General features: G+C 62.0%; 24 protein-coding genes and 1 tRNA gene. 16 read left to right on the top strand and 9 right to left on the bottom strand.

Going from position 1 to position 22,536, the window contains the following annotated elements:
- Position 1: 1 nt before the first annotated feature.
- Genes ileS through ispH form a run of 3 tightly spaced genes read left to right on the top strand, consistent with a single transcriptional unit; the run spans position 2 to position 4,321 of the window.
- Entirely contained in the window at positions 2 to 2,806 is a 2,805-nt protein-coding gene (gene ileS / locus GYH35_RS29870) for an isoleucine--tRNA ligase (protein WP_161816216.1), read from the top strand.
- Between the two features lie 10 nt (positions 2,807 to 2,816).
- Complete coding sequence (gene lspA / locus GYH35_RS29865) at positions 2,817 to 3,365, top strand: signal peptidase II (RefSeq protein WP_161816215.1); 549 nt, start codon at positions 2,817 to 2,819, stop codon at positions 3,363 to 3,365.
- Positions 3,366 to 3,367: 2 nt separating this feature from the next.
- The gene (ispH, locus tag GYH35_RS29860; protein ID WP_161816214.1) at positions 3,368 to 4,321 is read left to right on the top strand and encodes a 4-hydroxy-3-methylbut-2-enyl diphosphate reductase; all 954 of its coding nucleotides are present in this window, start codon (positions 3,368 to 3,370) and stop codon (positions 4,319 to 4,321) included.
- Here the strand turns inward: ispH and GYH35_RS29855 are convergent.
- Both GYH35_RS29855 and GYH35_RS29850 read right to left on the bottom strand, forming a co-directional pair.
- Complete coding sequence (locus GYH35_RS29855; RefSeq protein ID WP_161816213.1) at positions 4,314 to 4,757, bottom strand: type IV pilus modification PilV family protein; 444 nt, start codon at positions 4,755 to 4,757, stop codon at positions 4,314 to 4,316. The two genes, ispH and GYH35_RS29855, sit on opposite strands and share 8 nt — an antisense overlap.
- Positions 4,758 to 4,793: 36 nt before the next feature.
- A complete protein-coding gene (locus tag GYH35_RS29850; RefSeq protein WP_161816271.1) occupies positions 4,794 to 5,351 on the bottom strand; it encodes a GspH/FimT family pseudopilin in 558 nt (185 codons plus the stop codon).
- A 175-nt stretch (positions 5,352 to 5,526) separates the two neighbouring features.
- Here GYH35_RS29850 and GYH35_RS29845 point away from each other — a divergent pair, with 175 nt between their 5' ends.
- Positions 5,527 to 6,003, top strand: a complete 477-nt coding sequence (locus GYH35_RS29845) for a Fur family transcriptional regulator (protein WP_161816212.1) — start codon at positions 5,527 to 5,529, stop codon at positions 6,001 to 6,003.
- A gap of 101 nt (positions 6,004 to 6,104) precedes the next feature.
- Positions 6,105 to 6,180 (top strand) — tRNA-Thr (locus GYH35_RS29840).
- Positions 6,181 to 6,230: 50 nt separating this feature from the next.
- Here the strand turns inward: GYH35_RS29840 and GYH35_RS29835 are convergent.
- Positions 6,231 to 7,301 carry an acyltransferase family protein gene (locus GYH35_RS29835; protein WP_161830309.1) on the bottom strand — a complete coding sequence of 357 codons (1,071 nt, stop codon included), beginning with the start codon at positions 7,299 to 7,301 and terminating at the stop codon, positions 6,231 to 6,233.
- Positions 7,302 to 7,565: 264 nt separating this feature from the next.
- Here GYH35_RS29835 and GYH35_RS29830 point away from each other — a divergent pair, with 264 nt between their 5' ends.
- Together GYH35_RS29830 and GYH35_RS29825 are read left to right on the top strand one after the other, a co-directional pair.
- Positions 7,566 to 8,699 carry a S1C family serine protease gene (locus tag GYH35_RS29830; RefSeq protein WP_161830308.1) on the top strand — a complete coding sequence of 378 codons (1,134 nt, stop codon included), beginning with the start codon at positions 7,566 to 7,568 and terminating at the stop codon, positions 8,697 to 8,699.
- 21 nt (positions 8,700 to 8,720) lie between these two features.
- A complete protein-coding gene (locus GYH35_RS29825; protein ID WP_161830307.1) occupies positions 8,721 to 9,458 on the top strand; it encodes a lysophospholipid acyltransferase family protein in 738 nt (245 codons plus the stop codon).
- Here the strand turns inward: GYH35_RS29825 and GYH35_RS29820 are convergent.
- Entirely contained in the window at positions 9,455 to 10,429 is a 975-nt protein-coding gene (locus GYH35_RS29820; RefSeq protein WP_161830306.1) for a cation diffusion facilitator family transporter, read from the bottom strand. The two genes, GYH35_RS29825 and GYH35_RS29820, sit on opposite strands and share 4 nt — an antisense overlap.
- Before the next feature lie 65 nt (positions 10,430 to 10,494).
- Here GYH35_RS29820 and GYH35_RS29815 point away from each other — a divergent pair, with 65 nt between their 5' ends.
- Positions 10,495 to 11,232 (top strand): glycosyltransferase family 2 protein, encoded by a 738-nt coding sequence (locus GYH35_RS29815; RefSeq protein WP_161816207.1) that lies wholly within the window; start codon positions 10,495 to 10,497, stop codon positions 11,230 to 11,232.
- Between the two features lie 297 nt (positions 11,233 to 11,529).
- On the top strand, positions 11,530 to 14,220 hold the full coding sequence (locus GYH35_RS29810) for an EAL domain-containing protein (RefSeq protein WP_161816206.1): 2,691 nt from the start codon (positions 11,530 to 11,532) through the stop codon (positions 14,218 to 14,220).
- Here GYH35_RS29810 and nadC read toward each other — a convergent pair.
- Both nadC and GYH35_RS29800 read right to left on the bottom strand, forming a co-directional pair.
- Positions 14,217 to 15,068, bottom strand: coding sequence for a carboxylating nicotinate-nucleotide diphosphorylase (gene nadC, locus GYH35_RS29805; RefSeq protein ID WP_161830305.1), 852 nt, complete (start codon positions 15,066 to 15,068; stop codon positions 14,217 to 14,219). The two genes, GYH35_RS29810 and nadC, sit on opposite strands and share 4 nt — an antisense overlap.
- 67 nt (positions 15,069 to 15,135) lie before the next feature.
- Positions 15,136 to 15,594, bottom strand: a complete 459-nt coding sequence (locus GYH35_RS29800) for a urate hydroxylase PuuD (protein WP_129643615.1) — start codon at positions 15,592 to 15,594, stop codon at positions 15,136 to 15,138.
- Positions 15,595 to 15,744: 150 nt separating this feature from the next.
- On the opposite strand from GYH35_RS29800, the gene GYH35_RS35535 reads away from it, so the two are divergent.
- The 4 genes from GYH35_RS35535 to rnt all read left to right on the top strand — a co-directional run bounded on the left by GYH35_RS35535 (position 15,745) and on the right by rnt (position 18,209).
- On the top strand, positions 15,745 to 16,095 hold the full coding sequence (locus tag GYH35_RS35535) for a DUF1289 domain-containing protein (RefSeq protein WP_308683820.1): 351 nt from the start codon (positions 15,745 to 15,747) through the stop codon (positions 16,093 to 16,095).
- A 29-nt stretch (positions 16,096 to 16,124) separates the two neighbouring features.
- Positions 16,125 to 16,448 (top strand): Grx4 family monothiol glutaredoxin, encoded by a 324-nt coding sequence (gene grxD / locus GYH35_RS29790; RefSeq protein WP_161816204.1) that lies wholly within the window; start codon positions 16,125 to 16,127, stop codon positions 16,446 to 16,448.
- An 82-nt stretch (positions 16,449 to 16,530) separates the two neighbouring features.
- On the top strand, positions 16,531 to 17,577 hold the full coding sequence (gene pyrC, locus GYH35_RS29785; RefSeq protein ID WP_161830304.1) for a dihydroorotase: 1,047 nt from the start codon (positions 16,531 to 16,533) through the stop codon (positions 17,575 to 17,577).
- Positions 17,578 to 17,615: 38 nt separating this feature from the next.
- Entirely contained in the window at positions 17,616 to 18,209 is a 594-nt protein-coding gene (gene rnt, locus GYH35_RS29780; RefSeq protein WP_161816202.1) for a ribonuclease T, read from the top strand.
- Between the two features lie 35 nt (positions 18,210 to 18,244).
- Here the strand turns inward: rnt and GYH35_RS29775 are convergent, their stop codons facing one another.
- Complete coding sequence (locus tag GYH35_RS29775; RefSeq protein WP_161830342.1) at positions 18,245 to 18,919, bottom strand: alpha/beta hydrolase family protein; 675 nt, start codon at positions 18,917 to 18,919, stop codon at positions 18,245 to 18,247.
- A gap of 150 nt (positions 18,920 to 19,069) precedes the next feature.
- Between GYH35_RS29775 and GYH35_RS29770 the strand changes: the two genes are divergently transcribed.
- Both GYH35_RS29770 and GYH35_RS29765 read left to right on the top strand, forming a co-directional pair.
- Entirely contained in the window at positions 19,070 to 19,492 is a 423-nt protein-coding gene (locus GYH35_RS29770) for a VOC family protein (RefSeq protein ID WP_161830303.1), read from the top strand.
- Positions 19,493 to 19,647: 155 nt separating this feature from the next.
- Positions 19,648 to 20,880 (top strand): M48 family metalloprotease, encoded by a 1,233-nt coding sequence (locus GYH35_RS29765; RefSeq protein WP_161816199.1) that lies wholly within the window; start codon positions 19,648 to 19,650, stop codon positions 20,878 to 20,880.
- 60 nt (positions 20,881 to 20,940) lie between these two features.
- On the opposite strand, the gene GYH35_RS29760 is transcribed toward GYH35_RS29765, so the two are convergent.
- The gene (locus GYH35_RS29760) at positions 20,941 to 21,642 is read right to left on the bottom strand and encodes a glutathione S-transferase family protein (RefSeq protein ID WP_161816198.1); all 702 of its coding nucleotides are present in this window, start codon (positions 21,640 to 21,642) and stop codon (positions 20,941 to 20,943) included.
- Positions 21,643 to 21,756: 114 nt separating this feature from the next.
- Here GYH35_RS29760 and GYH35_RS29755 point away from each other — a divergent pair, with 114 nt between their 5' ends.
- On the top strand, positions 21,757 to 22,095 hold the full coding sequence (locus GYH35_RS29755; RefSeq protein ID WP_161816197.1) for a winged helix-turn-helix transcriptional regulator: 339 nt from the start codon (positions 21,757 to 21,759) through the stop codon (positions 22,093 to 22,095).
- A 35-nt stretch (positions 22,096 to 22,130) separates the two neighbouring features.
- On the opposite strand, the gene GYH35_RS29750 is transcribed toward GYH35_RS29755, so the two are convergent.
- A complete protein-coding gene (locus GYH35_RS29750) occupies positions 22,131 to 22,535 on the bottom strand; it encodes a GFA family protein (protein ID WP_161816196.1) in 405 nt (134 codons plus the stop codon).
- Between the last annotated feature and the right edge of the window lies 1 nt (position 22,536).

Below are 22,536 nucleotides of genomic sequence, written 5' to 3'. Positions count from 1 at the left end.
TATGGACTATAAGCAAACCATCAACCTGCCCCAGACCGACTTCCCGATGAAGGCCGATTTGGCCCGTCGCGAGCCGGACATTCTCAAGCGTTGGGAAGAAACCCAGACGTATCAGAAGCTGCGCGAGATCGCGAAGGGCCGGCCGACGTTCATTCTCCAGGACGGCCCGCCGTACGCGAACGGCGCGATTCACCTCGGTCACGCCATCAACAAGGTGTTGAAGGACATCGTCGTCAAGTCACGCTCGATGGATGGCTTCGACGCCCCCTACGTGCCCGGCTGGGATTGTCACGGTCTGCCGATCGAACATCAGATCGAGAAGACGCGCGGCAAGGAAGTGAAGTCGCTCGATCCTCGCGCGTTCCGTCAGGCATGCCGCGAATTTGCGCAGTCACAGATCAACGGCCAGCGTGAGGACTTCAAGCGCCTGGGCGTGATGGGCGACTGGGATCGTCCGTACATCACGATGGCGCCGAAGTACGAGGCCGAACAGCTGCGCTCGTTCGCCGAGATCCTGCGCAACGGTCACGTCTACAAAGGCTTGAAGCCGGTGCACTGGTGTCTCGACTGTCGCTCGGCGCTCGCCGAAGCGGAAGTCGAGTACGAAGACAAAGTATCGCCGGCCATCGATGTGCGTTTCGCGGTCAAGGACGCTGGCGACCTCGCGAAGCGCTTCGGCGTGCCCGCGTCGAAGTCGCCCGCGAGCGTGATCATCTGGACCACCACGCCATGGACGCTGCCCGCCAACCAAGCCGTCGCGCTGGGGCCGGAGCTTCGTTACACGCTGGTCGACACCGGCACCGAATTGTTGGTGCTGGCGAGCGCGCTCGTCGATGCAGTGACGAAGCGGGCGGGCGTCGAGAATGTCACGCGCCTCGCCGAAGTCGACGGCGCGAAGCTCGAAGGCGTGAAGCTGCAGCATCCGTTCTACGAGCGCGTCGTGCCGGTCGTCCTCGGCGATCACGTCACGATCGACGATGGTACGGGCGCCGTGCACACGGCTCCTGGCCACGGTGCGGAAGACTTCGAAGTGGGCTTGAAGTACAAGCTCGAGGTCTACAACCCGGTCGGCAGCGATGGCCGCTTCGTCGCCGGCACGCCGATCTTCGAAGGCGAGCGGGTGTTCGATGCGAACAAACATGTGATCGAAGTGCTCAAGGAGCGCGGCGCTCTGTTGCACGAGACCAAGCTCAATCACCGCTATGCGCACTGCTGGCGTCACAAGACGCCGGTGATCTATCGCGCGACCGCGCAGTGGTTCATCAGCATGGAGCAGGCGGGGCTGCGCAAGGGCGCGCTGCGCGAGATCGCGAAAGTGAAGTGGGTGCCGGGCTGGGGTGAGAACCGCATCAACAGCATGATCGCCGATCGTCCGGACTGGTGTATCTCCCGTCAGCGCGCGTGGGGCGTGCCGCTTGCTTTGTTCACTCACAAGGCGACGGGCGAGCTGCATCCACGGACCGTGGAGTTGCTCGAAGACGTGGCGAAGCTCGTGGAAGAGGGCGGGATCGATGCGTGGTTCGATCTCGATCCGGCGGCGCTGCTCGGCGGCGAGGCGGCGGAATACGAGAAAGTGCCCGACATCATGGACGTGTGGTTCGACTCGGGCAGTGCTCACCACTGCGTGCCTAAGATGCATCCGGACGTGAAAGATCCCGCGGACTTGTATCTCGAAGGCTCGGATCAGCATCGCGGCTGGTTTCATAGCTCGCTTTTGACTTCGATCGCTCAGCACGATCGCGCACCGTACAAAGCGGTGCTCACGCACGGCTTCACGATCGACGACAAGGGTCGCAAGATGTCCAAGTCGCTCGGCAACGTCGTCGTACCGCAGAAGGTCATCGGCACCCTCGGCGCCGACGTGCTGCGCTTGTGGATCGCGGCCACCGACTACGCCAACGAAATGGCGCTGTCGGATGAAATCTTGAAACGAGTCGCCGAGTCGTACCGGCGCATCCGTAACACCGCGCGCTTCCTGCTCGGCAATCTCGACGGCTTCGATCCGGCGACCGACAAAGTGCCGGTGTCGGATATGGTCGCGGTCGATCGCTGGGCCGTGTGGCGCACGCATCAGTTGCAGGAGGAAGTGATCGCGGCGTATCGCAGCTATCAGTTCCACCTCATCTATCAGAAGGTGCACAACTTCTGCAGCGTCGACCTGGGTGGTTTCTATCTCGACATCACCAAGGATCGCGTCTACACGACCGGCAAGAAGAGCCTGCCGCGCCGCTCGGCGCAGACGGCGATGTTTTATATCGCCGAAGCGCTGTCGCGCTGGCTCGCGCCCATCCTGTCGTTCACGGCCGAGGAGATCTGGCGTTACATGCCCGGCGCCCGCAGCGAGTCGGTGTTCTTCAACACCTTCTTCGAGTTCCCGAAGGAGCTGACGCAGCGGCCCTCGATCGATTGGGATGCGATCCTCGATGTTCGTAGCGCCATCTCGCGGGAGCTCGAGAAGCTGCGTAACGCGGGCTCGATCGGTGCGCCGCTGGATGCGGAAGTGGATGTCTATACGAAGGCGCCGTTGCTCGAGACGTTGCAGTCGTTCGGCGAGGAACTTCGTTTCGTGTTCATCACTTCAGCTGCGCGGGTGCATTCTGCCGACAGCCGGCCGGCCGATGCGGTTGCCGCGGTGGAGGGCGAAAGCAATACGACCTGGATCGCGGTGAAGCCGACGACAGCGACCAAGTGCGTGCGCTGCTGGCACAAGCGTCCGGATGTGGGGCAGCACCCCAATCATCCGGAACTTTGTGGCCGCTGCGTGACCAACGTAGACGGGCCCGGCGAACAGCGACGCTTTACTTGAGGTCGATGCAATGACCAACCCTCTGGCGAAAGTCTGGTTCACGCCCACGCGCGGCGGCAGCAACTGGCTGTGGCTGTCCTTTTTCGTGGTGATCCTCGACCAGGCGACCAAGGCGCTGGTCATCAGCACCGTGAAATTCCAGGACAGCATTTCGCTGCTGCCCATCCTCGATATCGTGTACCTGGAGAACACCGGCGCGGCGTTCAGCATCCTGGCGCAGGCTTCGGGATGGCAGCGATGGTTCTTCATCACGCTCGCGGTGGTGGTGAGCCTGACGTTGATGATCTGGCTGCGGCGCATCCGCTCGGATCAGACGATTCTGGCGATCGGACTGTCGCTGGTGCTCGGCGGCGCGCTCGGCAATGTGATCGATCGCGTGATGCACGGTTACGTCGTCGACTTCATCTATTTCAACTGGCGCACCTGGGATTTCCCGGCGTTCAATATCGCGGACACCGCGATCTCCATCGGCGCCGCTTGCCTGCTCATCGATGCGTTCCTCGAAAGCGGGCAGGACCGTCGTCCTGCCGACAGTACTTCGCAAACACCGAGCAAGTGACGATGCAGATTCTTCTCGCCAACCCTCGCGGATTCTGTGCCGGTGTCGATCGGGCGATCGACATCGTCGAGCGTGCGATCGAGTTGTTCGGCGCTCCGATCTATGTGCGGCACGAAGTGGTTCACAACCGCTACGTGGTCGAACGTTTGCGCAGCCTGGGGGCGGTGTTCGTCGAGGAGCTCGATGAAGTGCCGGACGATGCGACAGTGATCTTCAGCGCGCATGGCGTGGCGCGTGCGGTTCAGGAAGAAGCGCGTCGTCGCGATCTGAAGGTGTTCGATGCGACGTGTCCGTTGGTGACCAAGGTTCACATGGAGGTCTCACGCTATGCGCGCGAAGGCCGTGAGGTGATCCTCATCGGTCACGAGGGCCATCCTGAAGTCGAAGGCACGATGGGGCAGTTCGATACGCAGTACGGCGGTCGCATCGTGTTGGTCGAGACACCGGAGGATGTGGATCGGCTCGAGATCAAGGACGCGGCGCGCCTCGCATTCGTGACGCAGACGACGTTGTCGGTCGACGATACGCAGAAAGTGGTCGATGCGCTGCGCCGTCGCTTCCCGACGCTCACGACGCCGCGCAAGGAAGATATTTGCTACGCGACGCAGAATCGTCAGGACGCGGTGAAGCGCCTGGTCGAGCGTTGCGACATCATCCTGGTGGTGGGCTCGCCGAGCAGCTCGAACTCGAATCGCCTGCGCGAAATCGCAGAGAAGGCGGGCATTCCCGGCTATTTGATCGATGGTCCGGAAGACATGCAGCGCGAGTGGTTTGAGGGCAAGCGCGTCGCAGGTGTGACTGCGGGTGCCTCGGCGCCGGAAGTGCTCGTCGAACGCGTGGTCGCGCGGTTGAGAGAGTGGGGCGGACAATTGCCCGAGAACCTGCAAGGGCAAGTGGAGAATGTCGTGTTCAGCCTCCCAAGAGAGCTGAGAGAAAAGCAGCGGCCCGCTATCTGATTTCCACCCGCGTCACATACGACGCGGCGCCCGTGCCGGGCGCGGACCAGCTCACGGCGACGACATAGCTCGCTGGCGTCATCGACGTATCGCGTGAGATCGAGCCCAGGCCACTGGGCAATGAGCTTTCGACCTCGTCTTCCCAACACGCTGCGATCTGCGCGGCCTTGTCCTGTGGCGTTCGAGTCTTCGCCTTGTCGTTGCAGATCACGCCGACCGTCGTCGCAAAGCCGTCTCGCCCTTCGGCAGTCGCGCGAATGCGATCGGCCATTTGCTCAGCAAGCTCCGCGGCTCGCAGCGGCAAGCGCGCGTCCGCCGGAATGTGAGTTTGATCCGAGTAGAGCGCCGCAATGCCGACGATGGCCACAGCCATGACCAACAAGGCGGCAAGAATCTCGACGATGTTGAAGCCGCGCTCGCGGTGAGCGCCGCGCAAGGGCGTAATTGGTCCTCCCATACGCGAGCATGATGGCTATCCGTTCGGGCACCGTAAAGGGCGATTGTTGGCGTCTCGTGTCGCCAAGCGCGGACGGCCGAGGATGTTGATGATGATGGCGCGTGCGTGCGCCGGGCCGCGACGGTCGCAGAACACCAGCGTGCCGTTGACGGCGTATTGATAGGGAGTGAATGAAAAGCTGCGCCGGTTCGCCGTCACCGTTCCTTCGCGCCAGGGCGCTTGAACGGAGAGAATCCGTTCGTTCGGGTCACGCAGCGGCGGCTCGTCCCGATCGGAATTCACGAACACGATCCAGCCTTCCTGCCAGTTCGCGGTGCCGTGACTGCAAGTGTCGCCGTCCGTCGAGCGGCAGATGGCGACCTCGCGCCACTGTGTGGCCGCGGTGCTTCGAGCCAGGTAGACGTCGTGGACGAACGAATTCACCACTACGGTTCGCTGCGAGTCGAGCATCAATCCGCGGAAGGAAGGGGCCGCCAGCCCCAGCAGAATTCCGGCGATCGAGAGGGTGGTCAGCAGTTCCAGCAGACTGAATCCCGCCGGGCGGGTGGGGAGGGGCGGACAGGCGGGAGACATGGGCGCGATCCTTCGCTGCAAGGGCGGCCACCATAGCGGCCCGCCTCAGCCCCCAAATGTCGATTTCGAGGCTTTTCTACCTAGTTTCTCGCCTCCAAGCGCATGCCGAGGTATGCTCGGTCCCAAGTTGATTGCCCTGGGTATTTGCCCGGATTTTTCAGTGGCGGGTTCCTAAGTGACTTCCGAGTACAGCCCTCAGCAGGGCCCCGCGGTCAGCGCCGAGGGTCCGACGCGCGATCGGATCATCGAGCAGCTGCATCTGCATGGCCTCAAGCCAACCCATCAGCGCGTGCGAGTCGCCGAGATCCTGATGGCGGCGCCGACCCATATGACGGCCGAGCAGATCCTGGCGGAGATCCGCCGGGCTGGCGAGCGTGTCTCCAAGGCCACGGTCTACAACACCCTCAAAGTGCTGGCCCAGCGCGGCCTGGTGCGCCAGATCCACCTGGATCCGGAGCGCTCGGTGTATGACTCGACCATCGTGCCCCATCACCACTTCCATGACCTGGAAACCGGCGAGCTGCGGGATATCGACCCGAACGACATCGCCTTCAGTCGTTTCCCGACATTGCCCGAGGGCATGGAAGCCGAGGCCATCGAGGTCGTGATCCGGCTGCGCAAGAAGCGGCCGGTCGAGACGCCGTCGGCCTGACTCGGCAAGTTCGTTGCAGCGCCTGTTCGCTCGCAACTTCTTCCCCTATACTTCGCACCCCGCCGCACCGGGGCTCCCCGGTGCCGCATCGGTTCTTCGGTGCCGACTTAGCTCAGCTGGTAGAGCAACGCATTCGTAATGCGTGGGTCCGCGGTTCGATTCCGCGAGTCGGCACCACTCCATTTCTAAGCACCGTCAATAGCTTAGCCCCGGAGTGCGCGCCGGCTTTAGCCTTCCGCCGACGTGGCGCCTCCAAGCGCAGTTCCGGATCGGTCGGCAGTGCTCCTGCTCGCGTTCTTCCGCAGTAGGAAGTAAGGGCGCTCGAGCAGCACGAAGCTTACCGAGGCCATCGCCATGCTCAGTGCAAAGCCGATAACGGCGAGGGCCAAGAGCCAGCTCCAACCTTCCAGGTGCAGGGGAGCGATGAGCATTCGTGCAATCAGCAGCGCCGTTGGGTGCAGCAGGTAGAAGCTGTACGAAATGTTTCCGATCAGCCGCAGCGGGCGCCACGTAAACAGGCGGCTCAAGGCGCCGCCAGCGTGCAAGGTGTTATCGACTAACAGGTAGCTGACGACACCGAACCCGGCAACGTAAGCCCACGTCGGCATCTCGTGGTGTACGCCGATGGTGAGTGTCGTGAAGGCCAGGTAGAGCGCGATCACGACCGGCGTCGGGATGCGCAGCGTGCGTTCAGGATGAAAGCGCAGCCACACACCGAAAAGAAACATCGCGAATCTGCTGTATCGGGAATCGAAATCGTACACGCACGCAATGATCACCAGTGCAGCAAGCAGCGCCCATCGTAAGCCGAGCGCGCGATACAACAACGGGAACACGGCATAGAACGCGAACTCGAAGAACACCGACCATGTCACGTAGTCGATCGGTTTGATGTTGAGCGGGAAGATGCCATTCAACAGGAAAACGTTCTGCACGAACCTCAGCGGGCTGATGACTTCGCCTCGCAATACAAACAGGCCCAACGAGCACAACAACAGCATCGCAAGCAGGGCGGGATAGATACGCGCGACGCGATGCCCGAGATAGCTCCAGTATCGGAAATCCGATTTCCGGACCATCCCTGCGATGAGATAGCCGCTCAGCAAGAAGAATATGTCGACGCCGTGATGCCCGTACGCAAGCCATTGGACGGCGAAGGTGTCGCGCAACTCCGGCGGTGCAAGCAGCGCAACGTGGAGCAGGAACACGACGCCGGCCGCGTAGGCGCGCAGTCCTTCCATTGATGAAAGGCGGCCCGACTGATTCGGCACCTCGAGCAGCGACAGCGAAATCCTCATCCCGTCCACTCCGTTGACAGCTCTTCCGTGCAGGGGGAAGCAAGCCTGTTCTTTTGTGCAGGTCAATTTAGCGTCTTCTCAATAAGAAATCGCAATTTTGGTCACATAACGTGGGTGTCGGATTTGTTAACGGACGGTCTCGGCAGCGGCTTCGTCGAAGCGGCCGTCGGGGCGGGAAGCCGTGACTTTTCCGTGACTCTCCTGTGCTAACCTGCGGTTCGATTCCGCGAGTCGACACCGTTTCCCATCAAGCACTTACGCCCCATGACGTTGCAAGCTTCCGAGCGCTCGCGTTGGCGGAATGTCGCCCGGCTCATCGTGCTCGCACTGGCGGCGTATGGCGCGTGGTACCTGGGCACCGACACGGTCCGCAGAGTCACCGCGGATGCCGCCCCTCGACCTGTCGTGCCCCGGCCCGAGCTCATGTCGAACGAACGAGCCATCATCGGTTTGTTCGAAGCGGCCAAGGGCTCGGTGGTCTTCATCTCGACCCAGGAGCGCGTGCTCGACTACTGGACGCGCAATGTCATGACTGTGCCGCGCGGCACCGGCTCGGGTTTCATTTGGGATGAGCACGGCCATGTCGTCACGAATCTGCATGTGATCCAGGGCGGCAGCAGTGCGACCGTGAAGCTCGCGGATGGTCGCGATTTCGAAGCGACTTTCGTCGGCGGCAGCGAGGCGCATGACATCGCGGTCCTGAAGATTGCCGCGGCCAAGGAGGCGCCAGCGCCGATTCCCGTGGGCAGCAGCGGCGATGTCCAGGTCGGGCAGTCGGTCTTCGCGATCGGCAATCCATTCGGGCTCGACTGGACGCTGACGACGGGCATCGTCTCGGCGTTGGATCGTTCGCTCAGCGAAGAGGATGGCCGCGTCATTCAACATCTCATCCAGACCGATGCCGCCATCAATCCAGGCAACTCGGGCGGTCCGCTGCTCGATAGCGCCGGTCGGTTGATCGGCATGAACACCGCGATTTTCAGCCCCTCGGGCGCGAGCGCGGGCATCGGTTTCGCGGTGCCCGTGGATACGATCAATCGTGTCGTGCCGGAGCTCATCGCGACGGGTCGTTATGCGCCGCCGAGCCTCGGCATCGATGTCGATGAGACGCTCAGCCGCGCGGTCGCGCGACAACTCGGTGTGCAAGGCGCGGCGGTTCTCAGAGTTCAGCAAGGAGGCACCGGCGAGCGTGCCGGGCTGCGCGGGGTTCGCGTCGAGCGCCGGAATACGATTGTCCCAGGCGATGTGATCGTCGCGGTCGACGGCAAGGAGGTGGATAGTGGCGCGCTGCTGTCAGCACGCCTGGATGACTACAAGCCGGGCGACACAGTACGCCTGAAAGTGTGGCGCGAGGGCAAGGAAATCGAGCTCACCGCCGAGCTGCAGCAGGGCAATTAGCCTTTCGGTAAACTTGCACGGATGTCAGCAGAAGAAAGTGCGCCGCCGCCGCGGCCTTCGCGTACCAAATCTCAGCGCCAGCTGACGGCGGGGCGCATGTTCGTCTATCGGCTCGCCACGTATCTTGGCGCGCTGATTCTGGAAGTGCTGTGGCGGACCAGCCGGCTGAAGATCGTCAACCTGGATCGGCTGGAAACATTGCTGAAGGAGCAGGACGCGGTGGTGCCGGTGTTCTGGCATCAGCATCTGTTGATGGCCGCTCGCTTCATCTGCTCGAGCAAGATCAAAGGCATGAAGCCGGGCTTCATGATTTCACCGTCGGTCGATGGCCAGGCGCCGACCATGCTCGCCGAGATGTACGGCGCGCACGTGGTTCGCGGCTCGGGCTCCTACACCGGCGTGCGCGCGGTTCGCGGTGTTTACAACGCGATCGTGAAAGAAGGCATTTCGCCGACCATCACACCCGATGGCCCGCGCGGTCCGCGTTTCGTCATGAAGCCAGGAGCCATCTTCACAGCGCAGATCAGCGGCAAGGCGGTCGTGCCGATTGCCTATGCGGCAAGTCCCGCGAAGTTGCTCAGGACGTGGGATAAGTTCGTGATCCCCTTTCCCTTCGCACGCCTGCGCATCGCGATCGGCGAGCCTTACTTTCCGCCGAAGCGAATGACCGAAGAAGAAATGGAGGCCGCGCAGAAGGAATTAGAGCGGCGTCTGCACGAGACTTTCAAAATCGCCGAACGCGCGTTGCAAGAGCGTTAGCCGCGAGCACGCTTGATCGGCGGCTCTTCCGCGCAATCCTTGTCGACGCAGTCTTCCACTTCGATCTGAATCGTCGCGTGCGTGATGCCGAAGCGCTCCGCCAGCAGCGCCTTCGTGTCTTTCAACACCATCGCCTGATCCGCCGAGCCATTCACCAGCGCGTGCATGGTCAGCAGCGTTTCATGCGGCCCGACCGACCAGGTGTGCACGTGGTGGACGTCCCGGATCGCGGGAATCTTCTGCTCGAGCGTGCGACGCAGTTCGCCCTGATCCAGCCACTCGGGCGAGCCTTCCATCAGAATGTGCGCTGACCGGCGCACCAGCGAGATCGCGGTTTTCACGATCAACGCGCTCACAAAGAGCGACAACAGCGGGTCGATCGGCATCCAGCCGGTCCACAGAATGACCAGCGCTGCGACGATGGCGGCGGCCGAGCCCAGCAGATCGCTGAGCACGTGCATCGTGGCGGCCGACACGTTCATGTCGTGCGAGTCGCCCCGACGCAGCATCGCGAACACGAGCAGGTTGACGGCGAAACCGAGGGTGCCGATCCACAGGATCGCGCTTGCGTTCACGGGCACGGGGTTCAACAGGCGCGCGATGGCCTCGAACGCGATCCAGGCGACGATGAAGAGCAATGCGCAGCCGTTGACGAACGTGGCGAGCACTCGCAGGCGTTGATAGCCGAAGGAGCGCTTGGCATCGGCAGGGCGCGTGGCGATGCGGACTGCCGCCCAAGCGAGCGCCAGGGCGGCTGCGTCGGTGAGCATGTGGCCGGCGTCGGCGACCAGGGCGAGCGACCTCGCCAGCAATCCGCCAGCAAATTCGACCAGCATGAACGATGCGGTCAGCGCGAAGGCGACACCCAGGACCTTGCCGCTGGCGCCAGCGCTGTGGTCGTGATCATGGTCGTGGCTGTGGCCGTGATCGTGCGCATGGCCATCGCCATGCTCGTGCCGGTGCTCGTTCATGGGATCAGCATAAGTCGATTGATTTTGTGCGGCCAGACGTCCTACCTGCCTGGTCTATAATTCGCATGCGCATGAAACTCTCCGTCGTCATCCCAGTCTGTAACGAGGCTGACAATGTCGGGCCGTTGGCCCGCGAAATCCAGGCCGCCCTGGTCAATCATCAGCCCTTCGAGATCATTTTCGTCGACGACGGCAGCACCGACGGCACCGTCGCGGCCATCCAGGCGGCGCGCGCCGAGGGCATCCCGGAAATCCGTCTGCTGGAGCATTCCCAGCGCTGCGGCCAGAGCCGGGCGGTCTGCACCGGCGTCGAAGCGGCCCGCGCCGAATGGATCGCGACCCTGGACGGCGACGGTCAGAACGACCCGGCCGACATCCCCGAATTGATCAAGGCGGTCACGGCGGGCGATGAGTCTCTGCGGCTCGTGATGGGCAATCGCACCACACGAAAAGATACCTGGTTGCGCCGGATTTCTTCGCGTGTGGCGAATCGAGTACGCGGCGGACTGCTTCGCGACGGCACCCCCGACACGGGCTGCGGTATCAAGCTCATGCATCGGGCCACGTTCATGCGGCTGCCCTGGTTCAACCACATGCATCGCTTTCTGCCGGCGCTGTATCAGCGAGCCGGCGCCCGCGTGGTCTCCGTGCCCGTGCGCCATCGTCCGCGCACTCGGGGGGTCTCGAAGTACGGGCTGAGCAATCGATTGTGGGTGGGGATCGTGGATTTGTTCGGGGTGCGCTGGCTGATCCTGAGGAACGCGCCGCCCATTCGCATCCGGGAATCCCTGCCCCACGAATGAGGCAGGCATCTGACGGGGGTTCCGTCGGATTGCGTACGGCCTGCACAGAGAAATGTCGCTGTTTGGCGTCGCGAATTGGGTGCGACACTTGGCAGTCTGCTTTTCATCGCATATTTTGCTGTGCCACAATCGGATGATCGCCGCATTGCTATTCATATTCGCTCAGCAGTGCAGTGCCGGCGACGCGCAAGAAAGTTTCGATTCGGGAGGGTGCCCTGAATGAACGATACGAATCGCGGCCCGTTGTCGAGTCCGCGTAACTGCCGCTTGGCGCCCGCCTGCTGACGCACGCCGCAAGTGGCAAGCAATCCGACAGAGCATGGACCGCTGATCTCCGCGCCGAGCGGTGACACGCTGTTTACTGCACGACCTCGCCGTAACACCAAGGTGGGCCTGGACGTGCTGCTCACCAAGGCGTCCATCGATTTCCAGAACCTCACGTCGGATCACGACGATCCGCTGTTGAAGCAGAACCTCGAGGCGCTGCGCGAATCGGCCGGCCTGGACGCGGTCGTGATCGCCACGTTCGATGAACCTCAGAAGAGCATCGAGCACGTGGTTGCCGCGAGCGGCCTGTTCGCGACCTTCAATCCCATCGTGTTCCATGGCGAGCCGCTCGAGCGCTTGCCGTATCTTCGTAGCAAGCTCGGTCATCTGCGCATCGTCGAGATTCGCGATACCTCGCGTCCCCGGCGGGAGCTCGCGGCCGAAGGGGCGCGCCTCGCGTCCTTGCATATTGGCGCCGCGTTGATCGTCGGCGTGGCCATTCAGGGACGCGTTCAGGCGTTCATCGCGCTGTGCTCGACGCTGCCGCGCGATTCGTGGGATGCCAACCTGCACTTGATGCTCAAGCTGCTCGGTTCCAGTTATTCGAGCGGCATCGAAAGGTTGCGCTACCAAAGGCACTTCCATCAGCTCGAAGAGCGCAACGAGCTGGCGTTGCATGGCGCGAACGACGGCTTGTGGGACTTCGAGGTCGATTCTCAGAAGACCTGGTTCTCGCCGCGCTGGAAAGCCATGCTGGGCTACAGCGACGACGAAGCTGAGCCGCTGGTCGACTGGCAACAATTGTTACATCCGGATGACACGGTGCGCGTGAGCACGGCGTTGCGCGATCACTTGTCCGGCAAGGAGCCCTTGTTCGAAAGCGTCCACCGGCTGCGCCATCGCGATGGCGTCTGGCTGTGGGTGGAGAGTCGCGCCAAGGCTCGTCTCGATGAGCAGGGTCGCGCGCGGCGCATCGTCGGCGTCGACCTCGACGTCACCGAGCGCAAGCTGTACGAAGAAGCGCTGTTCAAGGAGAAGGAGAGCGCGCAGATCACGTTGCAGTCCATCGGCGACGGCGTGATCACCACCGATTCGAAGTGCCGCATCGAGTATCTGAACCCGGTGGCCGAACAGCTCACCGGCTGGCGCCTCGAGCATGCACAGGGTCGCGTCATCGACGAGATCTACCGCAGCTTCCACGAAGAGACCTGCGAGCCGCTGGAGAATCCGCTGGCGGTCGCGATCCGGCGCACGCGGGCGATCAAGTCGGTCCGCCCGACGCTGCTGATCCGTCGCGACGGCAATGAGCTTTATATCGAGAGCTGCGCCTCGCCGATTCGCGATGGCGCGGGCAATGTGTCCGGCGGCGTGCTGGTGTTCCATGACGTGAGCGAGAGCCGCGAGCTGAATCGCAAACTCTCCTATCACGCGAGCCACGACATTCTCACCGGTCTCGTCAATCGTCGTGAGTTCGAGTCGCGGCTCGAGCGCGCGCTGAAGAGCGCCAAGGCTCGCGAAGCGTCCTACGCGCTGTGTCACATCGATCTCGATCAGTTCAAGATCATCAACGACAACTGCGGCCATAGCGCGGGTGACGCGTTGCTCGGCCAGGTCGGCGCATTGCTCAAGTCGAAGATTCGTTGGCGCGATACGGTGTCACGTCTCGGTGGCGACGAGTTCGGCGTGCTGCTCGAAAGCTGCTCGCTGGAAGAAGCGGTGCGTAACGCCGAGATGCTTCGCGAAGCGATCCGCAACTATAAGTTCGTTTGGGAAGAGCGCACGTTCCGTCTCGGCGCCAGCATCGGCGTCGTGCCGCTCTCGCCCGAGAATGAAGACGTTGCGTCCCTGATCTCCGCCGCCGATAGCGCCTGCGCCGCCGCGAAGGAAAGCGGTCGCAACCGCATCTACAGCTTCCAGGAAAACGACATCGATTTGATGCGCCGTCGCCGCGAAATGCAGTGGGCCGCGCGCATCAACAACGCCCTGGAAGACAACCGCTTCGAGATTTTCCGTCAGGTCATCCAGCCGCTACAGCAGAAGGATGCGCACGGTCTGCACTACGAGCTGCTGCTCCGCATGCGCGATGAGGCGGGCAAGATCGTGGCGCCGGATCAGTTCATCGTCGCCGCCGAGCGCTACGGCCTGACGCCGAATATCGACCGCTGGATGATCGAGCACGCGCTGCGCTGGCTGGTGTCCGAAGCGGACGAGCGCGAGAAGCTGGAGCTGTGCTCCATCAACCTGTCGGGCCAGAGCTTGGGCGACGACAAATTCCTGCCGTTCGTCATCGATCACTTCCATCGCAGCGGCATCGACGCCTCGAAGATCTGCTTCGAGATCACCGAGACCGCGGCCATCGCAAGCTTCTCGCAGGCGAATCGCTTCATTCATGCGCTGAAGGAGCTGGGCTGCCGCTTCGCACTCGACGACTTCGGCACCGGCCTGTCGTCGTTCGGTTACCTGAAGCACTTTCCGGTCGACTTCCTGAAGATCGACGGCAGCTTCGTGAAGGAAATCCTGCACGACCCGATCGATCGCGAGATGGTGCGATCCATCAACGAAATCGGTCATCTCACCGGCAAGCAGACGATTGCCGAGTTCGCCGAGAACGTCGAGATCATCGAGATGCTCCGCAGTATCGGCGTGGATTACGCCCAGGGCTACGGCATAGCGACGCCGCAGCGAGTGATGAAGCTCGCCTCGGGCAGCGAAGCGTTCTAGGCGAAGCGCATCGACAGATCCACGGCTCTCACGTGCTTGGTGAGCCCGCCCACCGAGATGAAGTTCACGCCGGTCTCTGCCACGGTGCGCAGCGTCTCCAGCGACATATTCCCTGACGCTTCCAGTTCAATGCCTTTGTTCTCGTGCTCGCGGGTGATGCGCACCGCGGTCTTCATGTCTTCGCTGGAGAAGTTGTCGATCAGAATGCGATCCACCTTCGCCGCGAGCGCCTGCTGCAGCTCATCGAGATTCTCCACCTCGACTTCCACCATCACCTTGCTGTTGACCTTGCGGGCCTCGGTGACGGCTGCCGCAATCGAGCCCGCCGCCGCGATGTGATTTTCTTTCACGAGGATGGCGTCGAACAAACCGATGCGATGATTCGTGCCGCCAGCGCATCGCACGGCGTATTTCTGCGCCAGTCGCAGGCCAGGAATCGTCTTGCGCGTATCGAGCACGCGGCACTGCGTGCCCTTCAGTGCGTCGACATAGCGACTCGTCTCGGTCGCCACCGCAGACAGGCACTGCAGGAAATTGAGCGCCGAGCGTTCGCCCGTCAGCAGCGAGCGTGAGGGGCCGGATAATTCGCAAAGCAGTTGGTTCGCGCGCACGCGATCCCCGTCCGCTGCGTTCCAACGAACCTGCACTCTGGGATCGATTTGACGGAACACTTCGTCGAACCACGCGCGGCCGCACAGCGTCGCGTCCTCACGCGTGATGACGGTGGCTTTCGAAACGCGATCAGCCGGAATCAACTGGGCAGTCAGGTCGCCCGTGCCGACGTCTTCTTCGAGCGCGATTTTGACGGTGCGGGCAATGTATTCCGTGCTGGGCAGGGCAATCGACATGAGGAGTCCTCGAGCGCAATACGTCGAAGACTATCAAAACCCAGCCGAAGCTGGGTTTGAGGCTGACTTAGAAGGGTAAGCCGTGACTCTGGCCGCCCATGCACATCAGCATCGGCACCGACAGAATGAAATTCACGCGCGAGGCGTACAGCGCCACTTTGCGCGCCTTGGCCTTTTCCTCGTCGGTGGCGGGCACGATGCCGAGTATTTTCTTCTGGTTCCGCCAGATCAGGCCCCAGACGTTCAGCAGCATGATGGTGCCGAGCCAGGCGCCCACGCCAATGGTCACGAACCCTTCCTGCAGCAGAAAAGCCTTATGCATGGCCACCGGGCTGCCATAGCCGAACAGCAGGAAATACGCACCGGTGACCCAGGTCGCCACCGAAGCCCAACGGAACCACCACAGCGCCCGCGGGGCGACATATTTCGTGATGCCGGCGCCGCCCGGGCCGCCCTTATCGGCGGTGGCATCGCCCAGCGCGGGGACCTGAACGACGTTGAAGTAGTAGAGCAGGCCGATCCACATCACGCCCGAGACGATGTGCAGCCAGCGATCGATGCGCGTGTGGTGCAGGCCCAGCCCGTCGGCGCCGACGATCGTGGTGGTGAGGATGACGGAGAGAACGATGGCAAGCACAAAGGCCGAAATAATGGCCCCGCGCACCGTAGTCAGTGGATGCATGACCTGAACTCCTCGCTAAACCCGCCGGTTATTCGTTCTTGTCGCCGCGTCCGATGCGACCGTGCCAGTCCGCGGACTACGGCATTTGTCAGCAAAAAGCGTTTGAAGAATAGGGGAGGCATCCCCATAATTCAATTGTCAGCCCCTTCCGTCATGACGTTGCCGCCCCCACTTCCGGCTATTGCTTCTCCCTGTATCAAGGTCTGTGTACTCGATGCACAGCAGGTCTGCGTTGGCTGCGGGCGCACCCTTGACGAGATCGCTCAGTGGTCGCGAATGACGGAGGAGCAGCGGGGCCAGGTCGTCGACCGGGCACGCCAGCGGCGCAGCCAGGCCGCCCCGTGAACCGTCTTTGGCTTTAATTCGAGGTTTGTATGGACGTCATCGAACGCATCAAGTCGCAGCTGTCCTCCAGCCCGGTCGTGCTGTACATGAAGGGCACGCCTGACTTTCCCCAGTGCGGCTTCTCCGCAGCCGCCGTGCGTGCCCTGGGCGCAGTCGGCGCCGAGTTCTCGCACGTCAACATTTTCGAGGATCCGGAGCTGCGCGAGGCGCTGAAGCAGTACTCCAACTGGCCCACCTATCCGCAGCTGTACGTGAACGGCGAGCTGGTCGGCGGCTCGGACATCATCATCGAGATGTACAAGAGCGGCGAGTTGCAGAAGCTCATCGGCGAGGCGGCCAAGGCCACCGGTTGATCCTTTCCTTTTTGCCCTCCGCCAACAGGCGGAGGGCATCACGGGCCCAGCTTCCTCCGCTCGGGTCCGTTAAACTCCCCGCATGACCCAGCTGACTCTGCTTCGTCCCGACGATTGGCATTTGCACGTGCGCGATGGCGCCCACCTGGCCAGCGTCGTTCCGTTCACCGCCCGCCAGTTCGCGCGCGCGATCATCATGCCGAATCTCAAGCCGCCGGTGACGACTGTCGCCGCTGCGGCAGCGTATCGCGAGCGCATCCTGCAGGCGGTGCCTGCGGGGCTGAGCTTCGAGCCGTTGATGACGTTGTATCTCACGGACGCCACGTCGCCGAAAGAGATTCACGCGGCCAAGGCCAGCGGATTCATCGTCGGCGCGAAGGTATATCCGTCTGGCGCGACGACGAACTCCGATGCCGGCGTGACCGCAATCGAAAAGATCTTCCCGGTGCTCGAGGCCATGCAGGAAGTCGATCTGGTCTTCCAGGTGCATGGCGAAGTCACGGAGCACAGCGTCGACGTGTTCGATCGCGAGAAGGTGTTCATCGACCGCATCATGTCGGGCATCGTCGAGAAGTTCCCGAAGCTGCGCGTCGTGTTCGAGCATGCGACGACGCGTGAGGGCGTGCAGTTCGTGAAGGGTGCTCGTGCCGGCGTCGGCGCGACCATCACGCCGCAGCATCTGCTGTTGAACCGCAATGCGATCTTTCAGGGTGGCATTCGTCCTCACAACTATTGCCTGCCCGTGCTCAAGCGCGAGCACGATCGCCAGGCGCTCGTTGAAGCGGCGACCGGCGACGATGCTCGATTCTTTCTCGGCACGGACAGCGCGCCGCACGCGCGTCACACGAAAGAAAATGCTTGCGGATGCGCCGGTGTGTTTTCCGCGCATGCGGCGATCGAGCTTTACGCTGAGGCGTTCGAAGCGGCGGGCCGATTGGACCGCCTGCAGGCGTTCGCATCGGAGCGCGGGCCTGACTTCTATGGCCTGCCGCGCAATACTACGAAGATCACATTGAATCGCACCTCGTGGACGCCGCCCGCCGTGTACCGATTCGGTAACGACGAGCTGACGCCGTTCCGTGCGGGCGAGAGCGTTGCCTGGCAGCTGGCCGAGGAAATTCCGTCTTGAGCGATGTAGCCGGTGTCGAGGTTGACGGGAAGCTGCCCATGGCTCGCCGCTTTCGCGGCTTTTTGCCCGTGGTGATCGATGTCGAGTGCGGCGGCTTCAATCCGAACACCGATGCGCTGCTGGAGATCGCCGCGGTGCTGCTCGAAATCCAGGGTGACGGCTCGCTGCTTCCCGGCGAGAGCTGGCGCTATCACGTGCAGCCGTTCTCGGGTGCGAATCTCGAGCCGGCGTCGCTCGCGGTGACCGGCATCGATCCGTTTCATCCGCTGCGTCCGGCCATTCCGGAAAAAGAAGCGCTGACCCGGCTGTTCAAGGAAATCCGCCGTGCGATGAAGGACAACGATTGCACGCGCGCCATCCTGGTCGGTCACAACGCGTACTTCGATTTGAACTTCATCAACGCCGCGATTGCCCGTACGGACATCAAGCGGAATCCGTTCCATCCGTTCTCGAGCTTCGATACGGCGACGCTCGCTGGCGTTGCCTATGGGCAGACCGTGCTCGGCAAGGCGCTGCAGGCGGCGGGCATCGAGTGGGACTCGAACGCCGCGCACTCGGCGGCTTACGATGCGCAGAAGACGGCGGAGTTGTTCTGCAAGATTTGTAATTCGATGAAGGTGGCGATCGGCTGATTCTGTTCGGTCGAAAGCGGCCGAGGCCCTTTCGACTAGAGTTTCGCGGCCCAGCTCGCGATTGTGTCCGCGAGCTCCTCCATCACTTCACGATCCTTTCTTCCTGAGCGCGCCAGCACGTGGAAGGAATGATCCGCACCTTCGATCCGCTTCATCGTCGCGCTCGGGTTGAGCTTCTGCACGATCGGCTCGAGCAGCGTCAGATCGGCCAGATCATCACGCGTACCCTGCAGAAACAACATTGGAATCTTTACGTCCGAGAGGTGCGTCGCGCGTTCGGTGGAGGGCTTCTTTGCTGGATGCAAGGGAAAGCCGACGAATGCCAGCCCCCGCACCTCGGCTAACGGTTTCGCCGCCTGAGCCTGCGAAGTCATCCGACCTCCGAATGATTTGCCTCCCGCAATCAATGCCACGCCCGGCGCTAGCTTGCGTGCTTCCTCGACTGCCGCGCGCACGGTTGCGTGACACAGTGCTGGCGGGTCGGGGCGCTTCGATCCGCTCTCCATGTAAGGGAAGTTGTAGCGCAGCGTGCCGATCTGTCGTGCTTCGAGGGCGTTGGCGAGGTCGGCCATGAAAGCATGCGTCATGCCGGCGCCCGCTCCATGACCCAGCACGAAACAAGCGCGAGCATTCGGCGGAAGTTGAAGTAAAGCTGACATGCGTAGGCCGCTTTTAACTTCTATGCTTAGCGGTGTCGAAGAGGCTGTCATGGCGGCAGTATGAACTTTCGCGGCGCTGAATGGCACCCGCGGTACTGCCGAACCTAAAGGCCCTCGATCAACTTGCTTTAGCCAGCAGCACTGTCGCGCCAAGGCGCGCACCTTGGCCGTTCTTGTTTAGCCGACGTTGGAGGATGAAACATGAAACCTCGCATCACGCTCATCACGCTCGGCGTCGACGATCTCGACCGAGCCGTCGATTTTTACGGCCGCGGCCTTGGGCTCAAGACCGAAGGCATCGTCGGCAAGGAGTTCGAATACGGCGCCGTCGCGTTCTTCGAATTGGAAGGCGGGCTGCGTTTGGCGCTGTGGCCGCGGAAGAGTTTGTCGCGCGACTGTGGCTTGCCTGTGTCCGCGCCAAGCCCGACGGACTTTTGTCTGGCCCACAATGTGAGTTCGCGTGCGGAAGTGGATACGGTGATGGATCAGGTTCGGAATGCCGGCGCGCAGATCGTCAAAGCCGCGCACGATACGTTTTACGGCGGGTACTCAGGGTATTTTCAAGATCCGGATAAGCATCTGTGGGAGGTGACTTGGAATCCGCAGCTGCTGCCGAAGGAGTGAAGCTCACAATTCGACGTTTCGATGCAACGTTCGGCTCTCGGGGAGCCGTTCTCCAGTCGCACCGGCATGCTAATCTCCATGCGCGGGTGCCCGGCACTGTCGGCGCACTAATTCAAAGAATAAGCCACTGTGACACTTAGGGAGAAGTACGTTCTATGGATCTCGTATATAAGTCCGAGAAGCCGTTGTTTGTCCTGTCGATGGTGATTGGAACGATTGTGTGGCTGGCGCTCGTCGTTGGCACGTTCGGCGTCGCCCTGGTCTATGTCCTGTTATTCCTGATCATCTATTTGTTCGCTCATTCCGGCTTCATCGCCTATCTGCGCGGCAACACGCTGGAGCTGAGCGAAAGCCAGTTCCCGGATCTCTACAAGCAGTACCTCGAAGCCTGCGAAAGACTCGAGATCGAGGAGATTCCGACCGCGTACCTGATGATGAGCGATGGCATTCTGAACGCGCTCGCGACGCGCTTTCTGCGCCGTCACTATGTGGTTCTCTATAGCAGCGTGGTGGAGGCGCTTCGTTCGCGACCCGACGCGTTGCGCTTCTACTTCGGGCACGAGTTGGCTCACATCAAGCGCGGCCATCTCAACCTGCAGTGGCTGAAGATGCCGGCTTCGATCCTGCCGTTGCTCGGCGCAGCTTATCGGCGCGCCCAAGAGTACACGTGCGATCTTCACGGGCTCGCCGCATCGAACTCGCGCGAAGATGCGCTCGCGGCGCTGGCGGTGCTGGGTACAGGTGGAGAGAAGCTGGCCGACGTGAACGTCAACGGCTTCATCGACCAGCAGCGCTACACGGGCGGGTTCTGGATGTCGTACCACGAGCTGACCAATGACTATCCATGGTTGTGCAAACGGTTGGCGCACATCGCGGCCGTGAGTGGTGCGCGCAATGGCCGAGCATCGGAATACAAGGCGCCGTCACGCAGTTTCTTTGCTGGAGTGTTCGCAGCGTTCACACCCCGCTTTGGAGTCGGTGGCGGCGCATCGGTCCTGGTGTTGGTTGCGATCATCGGTGTGCTGGCCGCGATCGCCATCCCGGCCTATCAGGACTACACCCTTCGCGCGCAGGCCTCCGGCGCGATGCCTCTTGTGGAACAGGTGGAGAGCGCCGCCGCCGAGTATGTCAATGAACACAAGGCGTACCCCGAATCGCCCGCCGACGTTGGATTGCCCGAGGAGATGGAGACGGGGCCGGTGAGTCACGTTGCCGTGATCGATGAGGGCTTCGAGTTGACCTTACGAAGCAGCAACGCACTGCTGAACGAGAAGACCATCGTGGTGGGCGCCTATCAGAACGACGACGGCAGCATCCAGTGGCACTGCGTGGGCGGCACGCTGGATCAGAAGTATCGATCGGCGAAATGCAGGTCGCAGCAGCCCTGAGCTGCTTAGGCCCGTGCTCGCGCCCGGACTCTTTTCCGGGCGCGAAGTCTGCGGTAGCGGTCAAGCGGCCAGACGCGGGCGCAAATCGTCGATCGAAATGTGACCTAAAAAGCCACCGCTGCTTGCGGCGGGCACTTCGTCCTCGATGGCATGAGCAAAGATCACCGCGGGATCCGCTTCGAGCCGATCGATCAGTCGATCGAGCTTCGGATACTGCCCAGGCGCGACGACGCGGTGGTATTTGCCCCAACGAGCGAGGCCGATGAAATACGCATCCGCCAAAGACTTCCGCGGGCCCATCAGCCACTCACCCTCGCCAAGCATCGACTCCAGCTGTTCGCTCGCTTTGGCGACGGTCTCCCGGCCCACCTCACGCAGAACGCCGGGCACCTGACAATTCTCATCCATCTTGTACGCATGCCACAGCGGCCCGAACGCGGCGAAATACGTCGTGGTCAAGAATGCGATGCGCTGATTGAGGCGATCGTATTCGCGCGTGCCTTGCGTGAACCCGAGGCCTTTCGAGATTCCGCGAGTGGCGATGTTCTGCAGGATTGCGGCGCTTTCGGTGAGCGCCGTGCCGTCTTCGAGCAGCAGTACGGGCGTCTTGCGACCCGGATGGAATCGTGCATACAGATCCGACTGCATGTCCTGGAACATGTCGATCCGGCACAGCCGGTACGGCTGACCGAGCCATTCCAACGCAACGATCGATCCGAACGAGCATCCCTGTGGGACGCCATATAGCAACACGGGCTCCATGAAATGAACTCCGACATGTAGAAGGGAGCCCTATGTTATTGAGCACATTCGCGCTGTAAATTACGAACAAATTTGTGACTGGAGTCCACGAGTGGGCACAAATTTGTTACTGCCATGAAAACCACGGTTTCCGGTTGTCCCATCGAAGACGCCATGCGCTTGTTGAGCGGGCGCTGGCGTACGCTGCTCGTCTATTACTTGATCGATGGCAAGAAGCGCTTCGCGCAGCTGCGGCGTGACAACCCACGAATCTCACATCGCATATTGACGCACGAGTTGCGGGCGCTGGAAGGCGCAGGTGTGATTACGCGCACCGTCGTGCCTGGAAAGATTGCGCACGTCGAGTACGAGTTGACTGAAGGCGGCCGCAAGCTCGTGCCGCTGATCAACGCATTGGGCGACTGGTACGAAGATCTACAGCGTCAGCGCGAGCCGGATCGAGCAGCAATTTGACAGTGGCGTTTCTGCGGAAACGCCTGGCGTGAAGGTCAGTCCGGATCCTTCGCGAAGGCTTCCACGCCCGCCGGCAACGCCACCCACGAGTGCCGCCGACTGTCGTAGACCGAAACCTGCGGCGCCGGAAAGCTCGGATCCGCAAACGCGCCGACCGCGACGCTGACTCCGCCCTCTACACCTTCTTCCGTGTGAAACACCGTCGATCCACACACCGGACAAAACCGAAACCGGAACTGCGCTCCCTGATCGCCAGTGCGCACGTACTCCGTCGCCTTGCCTGAAACTCTGAACGGCGCCGAGAAGCCGGCGAGGGCAGCGAACACACTTCCCGTGCGTTGCTGGCACGCGAGGCAGTGGCAAACACCTACGCCGCGAGGTTCGCCGTCGACTTCGATGCTCAGCTGACCACAACAACACGACGCCGTCCGAGTCACCACG

The organism is Steroidobacter agaridevorans (assembly GCF_009932555.1).
Lineage (GTDB): Bacteria > Pseudomonadota > Gammaproteobacteria > Steroidobacterales > Steroidobacteraceae > Steroidobacter > Steroidobacter agaridevorans.
This window is presented reverse-complemented; position numbering and strand designations above follow the sequence as displayed.

Bases quoted from the DNA above. Each gene is read 5' to 3' on its own strand.
- ileS (WP_161816216.1), top strand. From the start codon at position 2: ATGGACTATAAGCAAACCATCAACCTGCCCCAGACCGACTTCCCGATG.
- lspA (WP_161816215.1), top strand. From the start codon at position 2,817: ATGACCAACCCTCTGGCGAAAGTCTGGTTCACGCCCACGCGCGGCGGC.
- ispH (WP_161816214.1), top strand. From the start codon at position 3,368: ATGCAGATTCTTCTCGCCAACCCTCGCGGATTCTGTGCCGGTGTCGAT.
- GYH35_RS29850 (WP_161816271.1), bottom strand. From the start codon at position 5,351: ATGTCTCCCGCCTGTCCGCCCCTCCCCACCCGCCCGGCGGGATTCAGT.
- GYH35_RS29835 (WP_161830309.1), bottom strand. From the start codon at position 7,301: ATGAGGATTTCGCTGTCGCTGCTCGAGGTGCCGAATCAGTCGGGCCGC.
- GYH35_RS29830 (WP_161830308.1), top strand. From the start codon at position 7,566: ATGACGTTGCAAGCTTCCGAGCGCTCGCGTTGGCGGAATGTCGCCCGG.
- GYH35_RS29825 (WP_161830307.1), top strand. From the start codon at position 8,721: ATGTCAGCAGAAGAAAGTGCGCCGCCGCCGCGGCCTTCGCGTACCAAA.
- GYH35_RS29820 (WP_161830306.1), bottom strand. From the start codon at position 10,429: ATGAACGAGCACCGGCACGAGCATGGCGATGGCCATGCGCACGATCAC.
- GYH35_RS29815 (WP_161816207.1), top strand. From the start codon at position 10,495: ATGCGCATGAAACTCTCCGTCGTCATCCCAGTCTGTAACGAGGCTGAC.
- nadC (WP_161830305.1), bottom strand. From the start codon at position 15,068: ATGTCGATTGCCCTGCCCAGCACGGAATACATTGCCCGCACCGTCAAA.
- GYH35_RS29800 (WP_129643615.1), bottom strand. From the start codon at position 15,594: ATGTGGATCGGCCTGCTCTACTACTTCAACGTCGTTCAGGTCCCCGCG.
- GYH35_RS35535 (WP_308683820.1), top strand. From the start codon at position 15,745: ATGCATGACCTGAACTCCTCGCTAAACCCGCCGGTTATTCGTTCTTGT.
- grxD (WP_161816204.1), top strand. From the start codon at position 16,125: ATGGACGTCATCGAACGCATCAAGTCGCAGCTGTCCTCCAGCCCGGTC.
- pyrC (WP_161830304.1), top strand. From the start codon at position 16,531: ATGACCCAGCTGACTCTGCTTCGTCCCGACGATTGGCATTTGCACGTG.
- rnt (WP_161816202.1), top strand. From the start codon at position 17,616: ATGGCTCGCCGCTTTCGCGGCTTTTTGCCCGTGGTGATCGATGTCGAG.
- GYH35_RS29775 (WP_161830342.1), bottom strand. From the start codon at position 18,919: ATGACAGCCTCTTCGACACCGCTAAGCATAGAAGTTAAAAGCGGCCTA.
- GYH35_RS29770 (WP_161830303.1), top strand. From the start codon at position 19,070: ATGAAACCTCGCATCACGCTCATCACGCTCGGCGTCGACGATCTCGAC.
- GYH35_RS29765 (WP_161816199.1), top strand. From the start codon at position 19,648: ATGGATCTCGTATATAAGTCCGAGAAGCCGTTGTTTGTCCTGTCGATG.
- GYH35_RS29760 (WP_161816198.1), bottom strand. From the start codon at position 21,642: ATGGAGCCCGTGTTGCTATATGGCGTCCCACAGGGATGCTCGTTCGGA.
- GYH35_RS29755 (WP_161816197.1), top strand. From the start codon at position 21,757: ATGAAAACCACGGTTTCCGGTTGTCCCATCGAAGACGCCATGCGCTTG.